The organism is Bacillus sp. JKS001846, assembly GCF_900176455.1.
Taxonomy (GTDB): Bacteria; Bacillota; Bacilli; order Bacillales; family Bacillaceae_G; genus Bacillus_A; species Bacillus_A cereus.
On sequence record NZ_FWYG01000002.1, the window covers coordinates 122,447 to 142,032 of the forward strand.

The window sequence follows — 19,586 nt, forward strand, 5'->3', positions numbered from 1 at the left end:
TGAGGAGAGAGGAGAAATTAAAGAGAAAATTTTCTTTACAGCTTTCAAGTGGATACATCGTGACAACCTCATGAAAAAGGTAGATGCAACATGACTATTTTGTTAGTAGCAAATAAGAATAGTAACTTATTTTAAAGAAATGAAAAAACAAACGTAGGAGGATATATATGACGAAACCAGTTGTAGACGTGAAAAACGTCCAAAAAGTGTACGGTAAAAAAGGTGAGAACCAATCATACGCGTTAAAAGGTGTATCATTCTCAATTCAAGAGGGTGAGTTTGTCGGAATTATGGGACCATCTGGTTCTGGTAAAACGACATTATTAAATGTAATTTCAACGTTAGATAAAGCAACGGGCGGCGTTGTTGAAATTGCAGGAATAGATATTACGAAAATGAAACAAGGTGAGCTTTCCGATTTCCGTTCACAAATGTTAGGATTCATTTTCCAAGACTTTAACTTATTGGAGAATTTATCTATTTACGAAAACATCGCTCTTCCACTTTCCCTTCAAGGTGTTTCATCACGAAATATCGGATCAAAAGTAGAAAAGGTAGCTGATATGTTAGGCATTTCAGCAATACTTCAAAAGTATCCATCTGAAGTATCTGGTGGACAGAAGCAACGTTCAGCAGCAGCACGTGCGTTAGTGCATGAACCAGCAATTATTTTAGGGGACGAGCCAACAGGATCGCTTGATTCTAAAAATGCAACGAGTTTACTGGATGCGATGACAAACTTAAATAAAGAGCAAGGGGTATCTATTATGATGGTTACGCATGATCCGTACAGTGCAAGTTACTGTCAGCGTATTTTATTCATTCAAGATGGTGAGCTATATAAAGAAATTCATCGCGGTGGTACACGTGATGAATTTTACAAAAAAATTTTAGACGTGCTTGCAGACTTAGGCACACAAAAAGCGTAAGGAAGGAAGTTCAATCATGTTATTTAAGCTTTCCATGTCAGGCCTAAAAAGTAAGTTGCAAGATTACATTGTCTTACTTGTTGGTCTTATTGTCTCTATTTCAACTTTTTATATGTTTCAAACATTAGCACTCAATAAGGCGTTCCTTGAATCTAACTCTTCTATTGGGGATATTGTGTCTGTATTTAAAATTGGGTCTTTTTTGTTAGCGTTTATCACATTTTTTTATATTTTATATGCAAACTCGTTCTTATCATCTCTTCGCCAAAAAGAATTTGGTATGTATATGATGTTAGGAGCAAAAAAGCATAAAGTTACCTTACTTATGTTTATCGAAACAATTATATTAGGTGCCGCATCTCTTGTGATTGGAATTACAGTTGGTGTAGGGCTCGCAGAAGGTATCGGTCAGCTATTAATGAAACAACTCGAGTTTGCTGGCGAAGGTTATAAAGCATTTTATCTGCCATCTATAGCTATTACTTGCGTCTTCTTCTTTGCACTATTTGTATTATCGGCAATTATAAATAGTATTAAATTATCTCGTATTTCTGTACTGCAACTTGTACATGCAGATGAACAAACAGAACGTGTCGCCATAAAAGGAAAAATGACAGTTGTAGTTGCAATCCTTGGTGTGATTTTATTGGGTATTGGTTATGCATCACTAATCTATATGAAATATGCAAACCCGCTAATGGGTCTGGGATTAATGGCCGTTGGATTAATCACAGCAACCGTTGGTACTTACATGTTATTTGGATCACTTCTCCCAGTTATGATTAATAAGTTAAAGAGTAATAAAAAACGTAGTGAAAAAGGTCTCAATGCTTTTACTTTTGCACAATTAAATTTCCGCATTAATGGCCTAACAAATGTGCTTGCCGCGGTAGCAATCTTAGTGGCTCTTGGCACTGGCGGAATTGCGTGTGGTATGGCATTTAAAAACAACGTAATAAAAATAGTTAATGGTAGTGAGATTTACGATTCAGTCGTTCATAATCCAACAGCTGAAGAAAAGAAAATTTTGAATACTATCTTATTTACAGAGAAGCTTGAATATCATTACAAAATAGAAGGTCAGTCGATTTATTATTTAAAAGAGGATTTAGAGAAAAATCGTCCTTTAGTATTGAAAAATAAAAATGAAAGAGCAGAGTTTGGGAAAACAAAGAGAGTTTCAGAAGAGTTGCCAATTGGTGCAAACGTGAAGAAGACACCGCAACAATGGAGCGACGCTTTCCAAACAATCCAGCCAAAGTATATATATCCTGATCATAAAATAAAAATTGTAGACAAAAACATGTACCATAGTATAAAGGGTCCAGAGAGTACTATGTTTATGGGGAAAACAGATGATTTTAAATCATATTTAAAAGAATGGAAACAACTTGACGAATTACAGTTAGCTAAATATACAAGTATGAAACCTGAAGAACTGAAGAGTAAATATCAAATGTATAATTTTCTTCATGGTATGCTCAGTGGATTGATGTTCATGGGCTTCTTCGTCGGAATTGCGTACTTAGCAATGATGGCAAGTTGCTTGATGTTTAAAGTTCTGTCTGGTGCATTCAAAGATTGTACACGTTATCAAATACTTCGTAAAATCGGTGTTCGCCAAGAGTTATTAGCACAATCAATTTATAAGGAGTTATTCTTTGTATTCTTAGTCCCAGCAATTGTGGGTATTGTTGACGTATTAGTTGGTATGAACATGTTCAGTGTTCTTTTGCCTGATCCGTACAATCGTATTTGGGTACCAATTATTATTTTTGTAGTAATTTACTTGATTTACTATTTTACTACAGTTCAATTGTATAAAAGAATTGTACTTCCAAAAGAAAATTAGTTTTACAAAACATACAAAATGTTAAACTCAAAAAAAACAGTGATATTATACACACGTACTGATATCACTGGTTTTTTATATGAATATTTGATGGTCAATTTTACAAATTATAAAAATTACAAGATCAGTTTTACATTTTCACAACAATATTTTTGTAAGATTATCTTTCTTTTCCCTCTGTTTGATTGGCTTGGAACTCCATTTTTAACGCAATACTATCCCCTTGGAACACGTTTTGATCTGTTCCGTTATCTTCAAATATAAACTTCATCCAAAACCAATCCATTTTTCCAGATTTTAATCCCCCTGTTTCAGCCCACTTGGAATGAAACACTTTCTTGGAAGCAATCTCTGGACTTTGTGATTTTAGTTCTGCAAGAGTTGTTTCGTATACAGGGCTTTTTGCTGGATCCCAATCCCAAAGAAATTGTATTTTAATATGTTCACCAAAATCTTCTGTATTATTATTTTGTTTTAAATCGTTAACAGAATAATCTATTTTCATCATGATATCTTTAATATCTAGTGTACCACTATTTGTCAAGTTGAATTTCTTTAATATTTTATCCCCGGGTTTCAAATTTTCTAGGTTAAGTGAAGTAGTTGGTTGCATAGCTAAATCCAATGTACCTGCAGCAAATGAATTATTTGTCACCACTTGATCGCTAAAATATGCATATGTTCCCCCACCAATTAAAGATAAGCCAAGAGCGGCTGAAACCACTCCAACACCTAATTTCTTCTTCAATGACATTTTTTGTTCCTCCCATATCATTTTTATAATCTTTCTCCCTAATCAACCGAAAAGGTCCCCTTAATACAGATATACCATGAATTGTTAAAAAATCATATTAAAAGAATAAAATCCCTTATTGAGAAAATTATGTTATTTTTATCTTCTATAAATGAAACGTCCCAAAAATAGAAACGTTGAATTTATAATTATCAAAAACTCTGCCAAAAACAAATTAATATTAACTCGCTTTTATGATTAGAATTATTTATTTCTTCAGGAGTATTCTAACGCTTCAAAAGGTACAAATTATAAAACATGTTTAATGTTCATTTAGTGAAAACGAGCTTTACAAATGAACATAGCAAACTAATAAAAACAAGTTGTAATATTGCCATTAACTCAAAAAGAGCATGCGGTAATTTCTACATATTCTTTTTTAATAAAACTGAAAGTAAACTTTTAAAAATTAGTCTACTTTCATTTCCACTTAATCATTGACTTTAATCAAAATCTCCTAAAATACACAACGAAAGTATACATTCAAAACACTGTAAATAAATATATCGAAAATCCATGAACAATTGTTGAGTGATACGCTGTTTTAGATTCCATACATAATCACCGATAAAAGTAATGTGTTGCTAACCTAACGGGTGAAAGATGTTTAAAGATAATTTAATAATTTTGGCTCTTAATGATAACTTAAAGCTTGAAAATCAACTTTGTTTCGCTATCTATGATTATTCCCGTGAAATCAACCGTCCATACCGAATTGTCCTTCAGCAATACAACATCACGTATCCCCAGTACCTGACGTTACTTGTACTTTGGAAGCATGATTGCCTTACAGTAAAGGAATTTGGATATAAAAAATAGCCGGTTTTCACCACGTTAAGGGTGAAAACCGGCTTGTTCATTTTAACCCCGAGTAACAGCATAATTAGCACTGTTTATAGGGCATGTATGGTGATCCCTAAAATAATAAGTTAACGGAAGACACCTTCCGTTAACTAAAAAAATTGCTATATGTATTTAGTTCTTTAATAAATGGAGATATATTCATTTGTTAAAAAAATAAGAATTGAAAGTTTTTTAATTTTTTTACAAATAACACACAAATACGACATACTTCTAGACTATTTTTATATACAGGAATTATTTTTTGAAATGGTTACTACATATAAAGGAGACTTCAAAATGGATATGGATTCATATTATTGGGAAATGGTTAAGAAGAATATTGGTGTGTATTCTGAACAGGAACAAGAATGTCTTCGAAATAAGAAGGTCATTATTTTTGGACTAGGGGGAGTAGGTGGATATGAAGCAATTCTGTTTTCGCGAATGGGGATAGGGCATATTACCGGTGTTGATCCCGATGAATTTGAGGTTTCTAATATTAACAGACAAATGTTAGCGCTTTCTAGTGTGGTAGGTGAACCAAAAGCAAAAGTTGCAGAACAGGTTGTAAAAGATATACATCCCTATATATCAACAAATTTTATACAAACAAGAGTAGATGAAGATAATGTAAGCGAGCTTATAAAAGGGCATGATATTGTAGTAGAAGCCGTAGATGATATGCCCTCAAGAGTTATTATACATAGAACAGCTAGAGAATTAGGTATACCAAGTGTGGGGATGTCAGGTAGCCCACCAACAAGAGGATTTGTTTCTACATTTTTTCCAACCGGAATTCCTTATGAAGAAGCATTAAATATCTCAAGTGTCGGATGCAAATTAACAAATCAAGAATTAAGACAACAGATTGCTGATATAAAGAAAAGTCGAGCTTGGTATTCTGTTGAGAAAGGTGCACCAAAACAGTGGGCGCAAGATTTTTGTGATGGAAAAGCAGGCTGGATTATCACACCAATGCGTGCTCATCTATTGTCATTATTTAGCTTTCATGAAGCAATACAAGTTTTAACTGGTCGTGAACCTCTAGCTAGAGCACCTAAAGGCATTGTAATGGATTTAGATAGTCATATCCCGGTTCAAGTAAAAGAAGTCCCAAAGGGTGGATGGGATTATAAAACACTATAAGGAGGAATATAATTTGTTAACAAAAAATAATGATATGCAAAATATATATGAAGAAAGTTTTACGCGAAATATTGGTGTTATCTCTGTAGCAGAGCAGGAGAAATTAAAAAATTCTAGAGTTACTGTAGTTGGAGCAGGGGGCGTAGGAGGAATTACACTCATCCAATTGGCGCGAATGGGTGTGGGTTCTTTACATGTTATTGATCAAGATGTATTTGAAGCAAGCAATATCAATCGACAAATGCTAAGTTCCAACAGTAAATTAGGACAGCCGAAGGCAGATGTTGCTTTAGAAGTTTTGCAAGACATTAATCCATTATTACAAATAGAGATAACGAAAGAATTTGTTACCGAGGACAATGCATTAGAATTTCTAACGAATACAGATGTCATTATAGATGCAACTGATAATTTAGTAGCGAGAGTAATTATCCATCGTACAGCTCAAAAATTAGGGATTCCTTCTATTTGGATTGCAGTTACACCTCCCTTTAGAGGTGGCGTCATGTCTTTAACTCCTGACTCTACGCCTTATGAAATCGCGTTAGGATATCCGTCTTATCAACAAGAGCTAACACCAGAAATGCAAAATAAAATTCATAAATTAAAAGATGGACGTGCTCTTCATTCCGTCAAACATGGTGCGGATGAGAAATGGGCAAATAATTATGTACAAGAAAATCGTCCATGGGCTGTGCTGTCTCCCGTTGCGAATATCGTAGGCATTCTAGCAAGCTTTGAAGCATTTAAATTTATAATAAATCGAGAAGACTTAAAACCTGTAATAAGTCCAAATTTAATACAAATTAACCTTGCAAGTCAAAATATGGTACATGTGTCTGTACCTAAAAATGATAGTTGGGATTATACAACATTATAGATGAGGTAAGAGAATATGCTTCCTTTTTTGTTACTGGGGATTATTGTTACACTCGCTCTACTTGTTAAGGATTATGTGCTAGCTGGTGCGGCTTGTTTATTAGGAGTTTTACTTGCTGTTGGACAAAAAACTTTATTACATCTTATTCAACAATATTCTTTTACAATTGGGATTTTCTTTCTGATGCTATTCCTTTTAGTACCAATTACATCTGGAAAGATTACAAGTGAAAACGTAATAAAATTAATTACCTCTCCTATCGGATTAGGATCCATTCTAGCAGGTTTTACTGTGTCATACCTAGGAGGAAAAGGTGTAGGAGTTCTACCTATGAATCCTACGATATTGTTAGGTGTCTTAATAGGCACTCTTATTGCCGTATTATTTACAAAAGGGTTACCAGCCGGATTAATTATTGCGGCTGGAATCATAGCTATCATTTCTATGAAATGAAAGGAATATTCTAAATGAAGATGAAATGGAAACATATTAGTTTAGTAGGGTTTTTTTTGATAATACTTATGTCTAGTTGTACTAATATCAAAGAAACTTCTCGAAATGATCAAACTCCTAAAGTGGTAAAACAAGAATTAGAAATTCAGCAAGGAGAAGAAAATTTATTTTTACTTCATAAAAACTTAAATAATAAAAAACAGTATACATCTGATGAAATCATCTTATTTTTAGAACCATTTAGTGTACCTACAGCTCAAGCATTTGATGTACCAAAATTTTCATGGATGGATGAGTATGCCAGAAAAGGGTATGATACTTGGGCTATGGATTTCAGAGGGTTTGGTCGTTCTTCTCGTCCTAAAGCAATGTCAGATCCTCCTGTCCAAAACCGTCCGGTTATTCATTTGAATGATGCAACTAAGGATCTAGAAACAATTGTAAATTGGATTAAAAAGAAGAGAAACGTAAAAAAAATTCATATTGTTGGATGGTCATATGGAGGTGTTGTGGCTGGGAATTATGCAATATCCCATTCTCAAGATATTAATAAACTTATTTTATATGGATATATGCATGGGTTCACACTTCCTATGATGACACAGCCTTTCGAAAACCCACTACAACCTAATCAGTTTAATCCTGAAGCACCAGCTTATCAAATGGTGGACTTTGATAAAGGAATGCATCATTGGCATATGATGATGGGAAATAAAAAAATTGTTACAAACGAAGCAATGGATGCCGTAAAACAAGTTTTTATTGATTCAGATCCTATGAGTAAGAAAAATAATCAAACGATTCGTCGACCAGTAGGTCCACTTGAAGATTTATTTTATATTTGGAAAAATCAGCCCCTATATGATGTATCTAAGATTACCACTCCATTACTTGTCATTTACGGGGAAGATGACATATTTGCAGACCGAAATATGATGTCAAAATTAACAAGTACAAAACAAAAAAAAGAAGTAGTAATCCCTGATGCTACACACTGGGCTGTTTATGAAAAGAATCGTAATATCCTATTCGAACAAACATTAAACTTTATAGAAGCGAAAGAAGGCAAACAGGAATGAAAAAGGGTTTAACAATATTAGATGCTACCTTGCGTGAGGGAGAACAACAATATGGTATTCGTTTCTCCAAGGAAGACAAAATTACATTACTTCACATGTTAGAGGATTTTGGAGTAAGTCTTATTGAAGTTGGGCACCCTGGCATCTCTGAAGAAGAAGAGGAGATTTGCCGAGAAGTTGCAGCATCTGCAAAAAACGCCGAAATACTTATGCATGCTCGGGCGAAAAAAGAAGAAGTTCATGCGGTTTATCGTGCTGGTGCCGATTGGATAGGAATCTGGGCGTCTATTAATCCTATTTCTTTACAAACAAAATACACCAATCGATCAAAAGATTATGTTATTAATCAGGTGAAGCAAGCTATTGAAGAAGCAAAATCTTTAGGAATGAAAATCCGTTTTACTATTGAAGATGCTTCACGAACGGAATGGGAAGATATCGCTTACATTGGACAGATTGCACATATAGCTGGAGCAGATCGAATCAGTTTAGCTGACACTGTAGGAATTTGGGATCCAGGTCAGTGTGCGACAATCGTGAAGAAATCTGTTGAGACATTCCCTTGTGAGATTGAAGTTCATCTTCATAATGATTTAGGATTAGCCCTGGCAAATGCTCTTGCTGCAATCGATTCGGGAGCAACTGTCATTGATGCTACATTGTGTGGAATAGGTGAACGCGCTGGGATTGTTGATTTGCTAAATTTATCAGTATTTTTATCTCAAAAGCGTAATCTACAGAGCTTTAAACTACAGATGATTCCTGAATTAACGCAGTCTCTCCAATTAGCTACTGGTTGTCAAGTAGATCATTGGAGACCGATTATTGGAAAGAATATATTTACTCATACTGCATCCTATCATGTAAAAGCTGTTCAGCAAAATTACTCAGCATACGAGGGTATTCAACCTGAAATGTTAGGAAGAGTAAGGAACATACAACAAAAACGTATAGAAAGAAAAGGGCCTCGGCTTTCAAAGTCTCTCCGAGTTAGTAAACCATTTGTAAAAGGAGCATCTGAGCTTTTATATCATCGTGATGGTCCAGGAGAGCGTTGGGTACAGATGGATTATAGAACTGATGAACGTGCTTCATTTTATGTAATACAGCGTGTATTTTACGACGCCCATATGGATGAGAACTTAGAAGGACATGTAGATACTCATGCACACCACTGTGATAGTGCCTTTATTTTTTGGGGGAATAGAATAGATGGTACTGGTCTCATTTGTGAAGTGGAAATTGAAGGAGAATTGCAAATAATTGAAAGTCCAGCATCTGTTTTTATTCCATCAGGGTTAAAACATAGGTACAAATACCTTTCGGGTACAGGAACATATACAAACATCGTACTAGCACCTAATTATAATTCCAGTTTATTAGAGGAAAACTCATCAAAAGTATTTGTATTTTAATTAAATAAAAAAAGTTTTTATTTTTGTTATTATTATGTTTTAGTAAACCATGTGACTTATAAGAGTATAAGCAGTCTTAATGTTCTTTATGTAAAAAAATAAAAAACAGATAGAATTCATTGTGTTTTTGGGATTCTATCTATTTTTCGGTTTGGGGAACTACCAATTTATTAAGTTGATGGATGTGTGGCGGTACCCCTATCTGATTTGAGTCCATACCTTACCTTTCATATAAATCGATTCGGGAAATATGGATTGGACGATAATCGTCAACCACCCGATATCCAATTTGATATGGCCATTTCACCTAATGGATTAAAAGCTGCAAATTAAACAAAAATAGCCACAGTCTATTTATAAATAGATTGTGGCTATTTTATTAAGTGGCCCCAAAAAGAAGGAATCGTTGCCGTGCCCCTTTTATAAATACCGAATCAAATTCTATTAATCTATATATAATAATTTTTGTTTGTTAAGAAAAAATTAAGAAATTTGATTAGTAATTATTAAGAAATGTTATTTATAATTCAAATTACTTTACAAAATAATTGTTACATATGATATCTAAATATTAATACTATTCGTAGTTGAAATAATTTGAAGGAGAGATTACATGTTAAAACGTATAGCATCTATTGGTATAACTGGAATTATATTTATGAGTGTATTAACAGGATGTAGCTATGTTGGAAAGTTTTTTTTCAGAAACTTATTATGTGAAAATAGCAGGACAAGGTGATAATATAAGAGGTGCATCTGAATATACTTTAAAAGGATTTAAAGAAAATGGGGAAGAAAAAACGATTCGGTTTAGTATAAATAATAATAAATCCATTGCAGAAGGAACATATGTAAAAATTACTGCCGACGAAGATAAAGAGGCAAACAAAAAAACACCAAATAAAATCACATTAATTAATAAATATGAAGTAGTTAAAAGTGAGGATGTACCTCAAAAAATAAAAGAAAAACTAAAATAACTTTTTAAGTTAACATGAAAGCCTATATGGAATGATTCATTCTATATAGGCTTTTTATCATTCACGTGACCGTAATTATGGACTAACAGGAAAGAATGGAAATTTTTTTATGGGGGCATTCTCAATTCTTAAGTTGATGGGCATGGGGTACCGCCACACATCCATCAACTTAAGGTATATGTTTATACAAAGGCGGATCTTTCCATGTAGTTTTTCATTATTTTTTATAGATATCCTAAAAGTAGGCATATCAAATAAACCCCGAAGGGTTACAATTTTTCCACTATAATTATGCTACCTGATGAATGGAAGTGGTATACTCATAGACAACACCCAAAATATCAAAGACTGTCTTTTTCTCGTATCGATGAGATTTTCGTCCGTTGTGCTGTAGGAGGTTAAACAGACGAAGGAGAACCTTTGATAATTCTTGGGTGTTTTTGTGTAATGCTTGGTAAAAAAGTGAAAAATAATCCTTAATTATGTACATCGCTTTATATTCACTTAGCTCTTTCTGTTTCTTACGTAATAGGAGTTCTCGCATTTTAAACATAGTAGAAGACTAATGAGTTGCCCATAAAGATGACATTCTAATCGCTCTTGTTTAATAGATTTACAACGATGAATTTGAAACCAAGATTTCCATATTTTAAATAACAGCTCAATTTGCCAACGTAATGAATATAAATCATAGATTTTCTCTTTTGGTACCCATTCCGTAGGAATGTTTGTCATATATACCGTAATACCTTGTAAAAGCTTCGTGCGCTCTGTATATGTAATTCCTTTTTTCTTTTCACGAATAGCTCGGTCATGTAGGCGTTTCTGTTTTTGCTCCTCGGTACACCTATAAACTACAATACGAGTAGGCAGTTTGTCTTTACTCCCTACATATACATCGTGTAATTCATACACTTGGCCAGGTTGTAATTGTTTCATAATGTCTTCCAAATGAATTTGTATATATACCGGTTTTAATTGAGAGGGTTTTGTTTTAAATACCACTGTTTCGAACTCTTTTCTATATATTTTAGTTGGTAACTTAAGACGAGATAAATAATACCCTTGCTTGTCTTGAATAGACTGAAAGTCTTGTAGACGAAAATATCCTAAGTCACGAATATACAGCTCATTCTTTTGTATCATGCCTGTTCGAGTCGCACCATATGCCTGATCACTTCGTTTTCCTGGTTCAATTTTCACATCAGAAAATTCTCCACTTAACAAGTCATACTCTAGTTGAATTTTCACACCAGCTTTATGACTACATCCTCCGGCACCAGGATAAGTGGATGCGAATCGATCTGGAACTTGAAAGGTTGTAGAATCAAGGATGCGAATGCGCTCAAAGTAGGAAGAAAGAGAATGAGAAATCTTAGATACGCCTCCAATTTTAGCTTGTAGAAGTGTAGTAAACACCGTTCGAAAGAAGGCTACAGAAGCCGAGTTAAATCGCCGATTAAGTCCTTCCGGACTTAATAAAACTCCTGTTGAAGTTTCTAATTGACTACATAGTTGAGTAAGAGAGGTAGTAGCGACTTGTTGATTAAGCCATACACACAAAGATAAGAAATGGTGCCCGTGGCACTTACGTTTTCGTTTCATCCCGCCTGCTTCTATGGCTAATTGATTAAGTGTAGCGGGAGACATATATCGATATAACTCTTCAGCGAATAAAGATAATTCTTGTTTTTGATTCATATTCATAAAAAGCACGTCACCCTTTCTCATTAACATAAGAAAATAGTAACGTGCTTTTAACTTCAAAAATGGTCTGAATCCTTAAGTTGATGGATGTGTGGTGCCACCCCATCGCTATCAAGCTAAGATTATGCAAAGTCAATTTTAGGCGAGATTGTTTCTTTTTTCTAAAGGGCAAGTGTAGGTGATTAAAAGATTTGCATACGAAATAAACCCTAACGGGTTTCATTTTTTGAATTAAGCGGCTTGATTATCAGACATGGTACAATTGTAAACGACACCTAATATATCAAAGACCGTTTTTTTCTCATATCGATGAGATTTCCGCCCGTTTTGCTGTAGGAGATTGAACAGGCGAAGTAACACCTTTGATAGCTCTTGGGTGTTTTTTTGTATAGTTTGGAATAAAAGAAGAAAATAGTCTTTGATCATATATATGGCTTTATACTCACTAAGCTCTCGTTTTTTTTTCATTAGGAGCAATTGTCGCATTTGAAACATGATAGAAGAACAGAGTAGAATGGCAATCAATTGACCATATAAATGGCACTCCAATCGTTCTGGTTTTATCTTTTTACAATGATGAATTTGAAAGAATGACTTCCACGTTTTAAATAAAATTTCGATTTGCCAACGTAAAGAATACCAATCATGTACTTGTCCCGTCGGGACAATATCTGTAGGGGTGTTTGTCATATATACATTGAGACCACTGAGTCGTTTACTACGAGGAGAATACTTCATTCCTTTCTTTTTTTCTCTTACAGTTTGATCTTGTAATCGTTTTTGTTGCTGTTGTTTTGTTAATCGATGAACAATTACACGAGCTGGCATTTTATCAATCATTCCTACATAAGCATCAGTTATTTCACATGTTTGCCCTGGTTGAAGGGAGTTCATTAACGTCTCCATATCTATCTGTATATACTCTGTACCTTTCTTAATTCTTCCATCTTGAAAATAATCAGGGGTAGGATTTTTTTGATAAATACGTGTATTCGACTTGATACGAGAGATATAGTAGGCCTCCATATCTTGTATATATTGAAGGTCTTTCAAATGAAAATAACCTAAATCTCGGATACATAAATCATTCACTTTCACAGTTGGGGCACACAGAGAGCCGTAAGTGCGATCATGTTGTTTACCTGGACCTGTATGAATATGTAGGAACTGTCCACTTAACAAATCATACTCAAGTTGAATTTTTATGCCAGCTGTATGGCTGCATCCCCCTGCACCTGGATAAACCGATGAAAATACATCTGGGAGAGTTGAAATGCAGTTGAATCTAAAATACGAATACGCTTGAAAACAGAAGTGTATGGCGAAGAAATCGGCATAGATGCGTCCATTTTTTTGTTTAGTAGTTCAGCTAGTAGGCGTTGTAAAAGTTGGACAGCCGCCTCATTAAACCGTTGATTCAGTCCTTCAGGACTGATGAGCACTTCTGTTGATGTTTCTAAACAGCTACATAACTGAGTTAAAGAGGTTTTAGCGACATTTTGACTAATCCATACACATAAAGCGACTAAGTCTTTTGCTTGGTACTTACTGGTTCGTTGTACAAAACCAACATCTCTAGCAAGATCTCGTAAGAAATTCGGAGATAAAAAGCTTTGAATTTCTTGAGCAAACAGTTGTAATTCGTCAGACACAGAAACAGACATAAAAAACGCCATCCTTTCCTATGATTCTACAGAAAGAATAGCGTATTTTATCATTTTAGGGTGGCATTTCTTTTTAATCACTTACAATCCATTAATTCACCAAGACTTTTCTCTTAAATCCATTCTTTTCCGTGTTCGCGAATGAATTGAAGTTCCTCTTGATAATGATCATAATGTCCTTCTTCGATCATTTTTTGAAACGCAATATCGCCTTCTTTGGCTTTCCTTTGTATGGTTTTACATAATCCTTCTACTCGTAGCAATACCATTTCTAAAAACCCTTTTTCTATTCCCTCCATACCATAGGAATCAAAAAACAATTTAACCCTTTGTTTGATTCGCTCGGCATCCTTTAACGAATCATAATAAATGGCTTGGCCTGCTTCTGTATGATAAAGCCTACTTAAAGGAACGCAAGTGTAAAGCGTATAGGCGATATCCCAAAGTCTTGGACCAGGAGCGGCCAAATCAAAATCAATCACACCTACTGGTCTTCCGCGATTAAAAATAATGTTATAGATGGCAAAATCATTATGGCACATCACCTCAAATGGCTGTGGAGTGTTATCAATTGGCTGCCAACGTTCTTCCATTGGAAAATCACTCACCGCATCATGATAGAGACGAAGCATTTTTGCGATATCTTTTAAAGCCTCATCCGACCACATGTATTTTTTTAACGGATAATTGCCAGCTTCTCCTTTAATAAAGGATAAAATCTCTCTTCCTTTTTCATCGATACCTAGAAACTTTGGCACACCTTTTAAGCCTTTGTTTTCAAGGTGTTTTAGCAATGTATGAATTTTAATACTATCAGGCTTTAATTCTCGTCGAACCGTATCCCCAAAACGATATACACTGGAGACATTCCCTCCTGTTAGTGCTTCTTCTTTTTCGTACTGATTTCTCATTAAAATTCCCCCAATTTAGGGACTCTATGATTGTGTGAATAGAGATGTATTTTTGCCCATAAATAAAAGCAGATATACAAAGGTATCTGCTCGGCAATGGGAATTTAATTGTCCACACCATGTATCCCTTGAATGATTTAAGATAGACAAATAAACGCATCCTTAATAACCAAGGACCGCCACTGTCTCTATCCAATTAAATAATCATTTCAAGATATTCCACATGTGTAATATAGATTCCCCTTTCTTTACATCTCTAAATTAAATATTACCAAAGATTACTAGATAAATAAAGAAAATTTAAAACAGTTTTTCAATTGCGTTATCCCATGCCCATTAACTTAAGAAAAGTACACACCCCAAAACAAAAAATGAGTCCATTTCTCAAAATAACTAAATACAGAGAAAAATTTTTTCATTTAGGGGGTACTTAAAACCCTTAGCTTGATGGGCATGTGGTGCCACCCCATATAGGATTAAAAGGAAGTGAGTTTCATGACTAGGATATTATTGGCTATTAGTTCTTTCATTACTATCGGTTTTTGTATTTATAGTTACAATGATCTTACTCAATCAAATGCAGCTATAACTCAATTATTATTAGCAATCACTATCTTTTTGTTAGGTATATTATTTATTTTTCAAAAGAGGGGAAATAAGAAAGCAAATAAGATTATGGCTATTTCCTTTTTTATTGTTTCTGGAATCAATTTGTTTGTTTATTTTAAAATCATGTTTTGACAAGAGAATTAACTTTTGGTGACACAAATTATGTGAAGAAAAAATCCCTTCAGATCTTCTGAAGGGATTTTTTCTAAGTTTCTAGATAGATTCATTGCTGATAATGGGACGTTATGTTAACCGAACATGAATATCTTATACATCAAAAATATAAAACAAATTGCTTATTCCAAATGATACAATTAGGTAAAAGGGGGAAATATATCATGTTTAAAGTGAAACCTAAGTGTGTAAGTTGCGGAAAAGACATTCAAGGCGGAGAACTTGTGTATGTAGAATTACGCTATCCAGAATATGCAGGCATGACTGAAATCAAGAAATGGCTTGATAATGAAGGGAAAATCAATTGCAAGGAATGTCACTCTAAACAGTAAACCACTTTCCTAATAGCAAGTGGTTTACTGTATTTCAATAAGAAATTAAAACCAAAATAACTGACTTCCGCTAACGGTAGTTAATGTATCTATAAGTCTACAGTTATTCGTTTCTGAAATCGTATGTATCCTCAGGAACATTTAACGTATGTCTGTTAATGATTACTGTATCATTGTCTTTCCATACAATCTTTGCCGTATCTTTTCGGTAATTCCAATACACATTCTTTATCTTGAAATATTTACGATGATTAAATACTAACTCTCCCCTAACAGCAAAACTTGTTGTTGCTCCGCCATTTGTTACATAAGCTTTAAATGTATATGTTCCGTCAGGAGATTGTTTTTCAGCAATCTTTTCACCTGTAGGTAGTCGATCCATACTGAAGAATGCCCAATACACTCCGTATACGAATAAACCAGCTATACAAAATAATATAATTAACACTTTTTGTTTGGTTTTCTTAATTTCTTTCTCTGCAAAATTCATGTTTTAGCTCCTATTAATGATTTTTATAGCAAATCACTCTTGTTTGGAGGGAAGGTCAATTTTTGTTTTGTTTTTCTAACAGTTGAATAACTCTATCTAACTTTTGCTCAATTGGATCTTGTTTTTTGTGATTATTGTTACGCAGAATTATACGTATAATCCCTCCCAGGGGTACAGCCGAGATACGTGTAAAAAAAGGTCATAGACTTACTTTTATTTCTAATATTATTTGAAATCGGATTTTTGTTTTTTGATAAAACTCCTTTATTCGTCTAAGGAGTACGGCAACGATTTGTACATTGACCCACCATATCTATAAAAAATAAAATTTCTCTATCTTTTTTACATTTATGAATTCGAAATACTCTATTTAAAATAATTTTTAACAGCATATATATTAAATTTATCCCAATAGAATGTATTATATTTTATATGAACGTTCAAAATTTACATTAATGTAAATTTTGAACGTTTTATTTTTTCTCAATTGTGGAATTTTTTTCTTTAATTATACTTAATATGTAAGTTAAGTATTCGTTGTAGGATTTTGAGATAAGACATTTATCTTAAATTCTTACTTAGAGGAGTGATTTATGTATGACTTAAGAATTAAATGGGGGGAATATGTATCTAGAAAAATTAGGAAAAGACTTGGAAGTTTTAGACTCTTATGTTTTTTAATCGTATTCATCAAAAAATATAAACAATATTGTTCAAAATAAATATTCATTTAATAAAACCTCTTGTGGAATTAGTCAAAAAATTGGTATTTCATTTGAACATTAGAACGAAAGGATTGACTTATATGAATAGAAGAAAGAATGGTAGATTACAAAAAACAAAGAAAGCATTTATAGCAGCTGCTATTTTGACAACGACATTATTCACACCTACCGCTATAAATAATTTGAATGTTCATGCTGATGCTATAACGCAACAAATTGATTTATCGTCTCCAACTTTTGACGTTTCTAGTTTAAAAACGATGTCGGCTAGTAATATTATTGCAATGACAAGTGATGCCACCAATTTGTCAAAAATACTACGAGCACAATTTATAACACAAAGTGGTGGAACAGCAAAACTGCAAGAATTCGCAAATAGGGGGCAAGCACATACAGATTTCCTAAACTGGCTGATGTCAAACAACGATGTGCTGAACACATATTTGCAAGGTGGTGTTCCTAGTGGTGATTCGATGAAATCACTTGAGATTTTACAAAAGTTATGGGCTGCGGATAAAGACATTTCCAATCAAACAAGCAAGGGTGTTTATCTAAGAATGGCTACGGCAGTAGCATTAGACTTTTCAAAGCCAATTACTACTTGGGAAGCAACAGGTAAAGCAGCCGATGGCAGTGGCATTCATTCAGAAATTGATCCTGTTTCTAGATATCAAAAATTCAAAACGATGCAACAGAACGGAAAGTTGTTCACTAGCTTCAACGGGTATGATGTAGTGCATATGCGTATGGTAGTGGACAGTGCTTTGACAGATGCTGATATTGATTATATTCAGGACTACGTTCGTTCAGGAATCGGATCTCAAAAGTTCAATTCTGCTAATATTCAATTAGATCAAAGTCATATTTCAAATGTTCTGTGGTTGTTAACTTATCAAGATAAAAATCCTAACAATAACAATGCCAGTGTTTATGATGGCAATGATAAATTCTTTGGGGTTCCTTGGGACATAAAAAATGTATTAAGAGACGGTGGTGTTTGTGGTATCATTTCAGGGTTTGGTAGTGAAGTTGCAAAGGTCTTTGGGGTTCCAACAAGCTTCTATGGACAACCTGGCCATGCAGTTATGTCGTATTTGGGAGCTCAAAGCGATGGGAAATTATACTGGCAACTCAATAATGATATTTTTGGTTGGGGAAAGTCAGTAAGTACATTCTATCAACCTTGGGGAACTGATTTTCTAATTTCTGGAGGACCAAACTATTACCCTTCTTACATTAATACGTATGAAAATGCAACCAATCATACAGGTACAATGACACCTATTTTAAGTACTCAAGAACAGTTGCGTTTCTTAGCTAATTACGTTGCAAGTCAAGATTCTATTGCGGCTAATAATATTCGTTCTGCTGCGTTGACCTTAGACCAAGCTGGACAGTCAGACTTTCCACTTTGGGTTGATTATATTAAAGGTCTAGTCAAGCAAGGGGCTACGACATCAGCACAATGGTCTACTATCAATAATCAAGTCATGAAACAATTTGCAAATGATCCTCGAGCACTTTATGACCTTGTACGTCTATATAAAGATCAGTTAATTAATAATAATGATACAAATAAGCAAAATTTAATGATCCAATTAAATAATACACTCGCCAACGTTAAAAGCACTCCTAATAATGCGGAACGACAAATGTTAACAACTGTACGTTCAGAGATAGAAAAAGACGGTCTTGCTTTGATTTCAATATACGCGGTATCCAGTCAAGAAAATGATAGTGATGAGGCTGCAATAAATGCAATTGATGGAGATCCATCAACATTCTGGCATAACAAATGGAATCTAAGTGATAAAAATCCTTATATCACTTTAAAACTCAATAAAGTTCAAACCATTTCTAGTTTGACTTATTTGCCAAGACAAGATAACGTTAGTAACGGAAATATAACTTCTTATAACATTTATACTAGTCTTGACGGTACCAATTTCACAAAAGTTGCAAGTGGAACTTGGGCAGATGATTCTACTCAGAAAACTGCTACATTTGCAAATACTAATGCACAGTATGTAAAATTGGAAGTAGTGACAAGCCACGGTGGTTATGCATCTGCAGCAGAGATAGGAGTCACTCCTGCTAAACCATCTGTATTGCCTAAAACTACAATGAAAGCAAGTGCAAATAGTGTGGAATCACAAGATTCAGCTAGTAAGGCAATTGATGGAAAATCAGATACATTTTGGCATAGTAGTTGGACAGCAAATCAATATCCATATAATTTAACGTTGGAGCTTGATAAAAATCAAACGATTTCACAAGTAGACTATCTTCCAAGGCAAGATGGATCGGAAAATGGCCGTATTTTAAACTACAATATTTACACGAGTGTGGATGGCGTTAATTATGAAAAAGTAACTTCAGGAACATGGGAAAATAATGCTGATAAAAAATCAGTAAAATTCAACCCGGTTACTGCAAAATATGTAAAAGTAGAAGTGACAAAAGGACAGAATGGATTTGCTTCAGCAGCAGAAGTAGATATTTGGGGATTTTAATCGTTTACACCTATGAATGACCACGTTATCGCGGGGGGATTTTCAAATGTTTTGAGAATCTACCCTGTGATAACTTTTTTGCGTATTTCAT

The 19,586-nt window shown here is 34.1% G+C and carries 15 protein-coding genes and 3 pseudogenes; 12 read left to right on the forward strand and 6 right to left on the reverse strand.

Annotation, left to right across the window (positions count from 1 at the left end; all coding sequences use genetic code 11):
* Nucleotides 1-167 precede the first annotated feature (167 nt).
* Together B9A45_RS29495 and B9A45_RS29500 are read left to right on the forward strand one after the other, a co-directional pair.
* A complete protein-coding gene (locus B9A45_RS29495) occupies nt 168-929 on the forward strand; it encodes an ABC transporter ATP-binding protein (protein WP_078214731.1) in 762 nt (253 codons plus the stop codon).
* 16 nt (nt 930-945) lie between these two features.
* Nucleotides 946-2,781 carry an FtsX-like permease family protein gene (locus B9A45_RS29500; RefSeq protein ID WP_084065705.1) on the forward strand — a complete coding sequence of 612 codons (1,836 nt, stop codon included), beginning with the start codon at nt 946-948 and terminating at the stop codon, nt 2,779-2,781.
* Between the two features lie 160 nt (nt 2,782-2,941).
* On the opposite strand, the gene B9A45_RS29505 is transcribed toward B9A45_RS29500, so the two are convergent.
* Complete coding sequence (locus B9A45_RS29505) at nt 2,942-3,535, reverse strand: TasA family protein (RefSeq protein WP_000053756.1); 594 nt, start codon at nt 3,533-3,535, stop codon at nt 2,942-2,944.
* A gap of 642 nt (nt 3,536-4,177) precedes the next feature.
* Between B9A45_RS29505 and B9A45_RS33015 the strand changes: the two are divergent.
* From B9A45_RS33015 to B9A45_RS29535, 7 genes and pseudogenes are all read left to right on the forward strand, one after another.
* Nucleotides 4,178-4,387: pseudogene (locus B9A45_RS33015) on the forward strand (hypothetical protein); the annotation flags it as partial.
* A gap of 327 nt (nt 4,388-4,714) precedes the next feature.
* Nucleotides 4,715-5,563, forward strand: a complete 849-nt coding sequence (locus B9A45_RS29510; protein ID WP_084065706.1) for a HesA/MoeB/ThiF family protein — start codon at nt 4,715-4,717, stop codon at nt 5,561-5,563.
* Between the two features lie 13 nt (nt 5,564-5,576).
* Complete coding sequence (locus tag B9A45_RS29515) at nt 5,577-6,443, forward strand: HesA/MoeB/ThiF family protein (RefSeq protein WP_000956414.1); 867 nt, start codon at nt 5,577-5,579, stop codon at nt 6,441-6,443.
* Nucleotides 6,444-6,458: 15 nt separating this feature from the next.
* Nucleotides 6,459-6,896, forward strand: coding sequence for a DUF441 family protein (locus B9A45_RS29520; RefSeq protein WP_084065707.1), 438 nt, complete (start codon nt 6,459-6,461; stop codon nt 6,894-6,896).
* Nucleotides 6,897-6,910: 14 nt separating this feature from the next.
* On the forward strand, nt 6,911-7,975 hold the full coding sequence (locus B9A45_RS29525) for an alpha/beta hydrolase (RefSeq protein WP_084065708.1): 1,065 nt from the start codon (nt 6,911-6,913) through the stop codon (nt 7,973-7,975).
* Entirely contained in the window at nt 7,972-9,390 is a 1,419-nt protein-coding gene (locus tag B9A45_RS29530; protein WP_084065709.1) for a homocitrate synthase/isopropylmalate synthase family protein, read from the forward strand. The genes B9A45_RS29525 and B9A45_RS29530 overlap by 4 nt, the downstream gene beginning before the upstream one ends.
* A 683-nt stretch (nt 9,391-10,073) precedes the next feature.
* Nucleotides 10,074-10,370, forward strand: a complete 297-nt coding sequence (locus B9A45_RS29535) for a DUF1093 domain-containing protein (RefSeq protein ID WP_256891729.1) — start codon at nt 10,074-10,076, stop codon at nt 10,368-10,370.
* A gap of 289 nt (nt 10,371-10,659) precedes the next feature.
* Here the strand turns inward: B9A45_RS29535 and B9A45_RS29540 are convergent.
* From B9A45_RS29540 to B9A45_RS29555, 3 genes and pseudogenes are all read right to left on the reverse strand, one after another.
* A pseudogene (locus B9A45_RS29540) lies at nt 10,660-12,077 on the reverse strand (IS4 family transposase).
* Between the two features lie 231 nt (nt 12,078-12,308).
* Nucleotides 12,309-13,741 (reverse strand): annotated as a pseudogene (locus B9A45_RS29550) (IS4 family transposase).
* Between the two features lie 113 nt (nt 13,742-13,854).
* Nucleotides 13,855-14,652, reverse strand: coding sequence for a phosphotransferase (locus B9A45_RS29555; protein ID WP_072941681.1), 798 nt, complete (start codon nt 14,650-14,652; stop codon nt 13,855-13,857).
* A 495-nt stretch (nt 14,653-15,147) separates the two neighbouring features.
* On the opposite strand from B9A45_RS29555, the gene B9A45_RS29560 reads away from it, so the two are divergent.
* Nucleotides 15,148-15,393: a hypothetical protein gene (locus B9A45_RS29560; protein WP_084065711.1), complete on the forward strand. Its 246-nt coding sequence runs from the start codon at nt 15,148-15,150 to the stop codon at nt 15,391-15,393.
* Nucleotides 15,394-15,599: 206 nt separating this feature from the next.
* Nucleotides 15,600-15,767, forward strand: coding sequence for a hypothetical protein (locus tag B9A45_RS29565; protein WP_026593253.1), 168 nt, complete (start codon nt 15,600-15,602; stop codon nt 15,765-15,767).
* 103 nt (nt 15,768-15,870) lie between these two features.
* On the opposite strand, the gene B9A45_RS29570 is transcribed toward B9A45_RS29565, so the two are convergent.
* Nucleotides 15,871-16,257, reverse strand: coding sequence for a DUF5412 domain-containing protein (locus B9A45_RS29570; RefSeq protein WP_084065712.1), 387 nt, complete (start codon nt 16,255-16,257; stop codon nt 15,871-15,873).
* Nucleotides 16,258-16,312: 55 nt separating this feature from the next.
* Nucleotides 16,313-16,441: a DUF4083 family protein gene (locus tag B9A45_RS29575; RefSeq protein ID WP_084065988.1), complete on the reverse strand. Its 129-nt coding sequence runs from the start codon at nt 16,439-16,441 to the stop codon at nt 16,313-16,315.
* 621 nt (nt 16,442-17,062) lie between these two features.
* Between B9A45_RS29575 and B9A45_RS29580 the strand changes: the two genes are divergently transcribed.
* Nucleotides 17,063-19,495, forward strand: coding sequence for a discoidin domain-containing protein (locus B9A45_RS29580; protein ID WP_084065713.1), 2,433 nt, complete (start codon nt 17,063-17,065; stop codon nt 19,493-19,495).
* Nucleotides 19,496-19,586 lie beyond the last annotated feature (91 nt).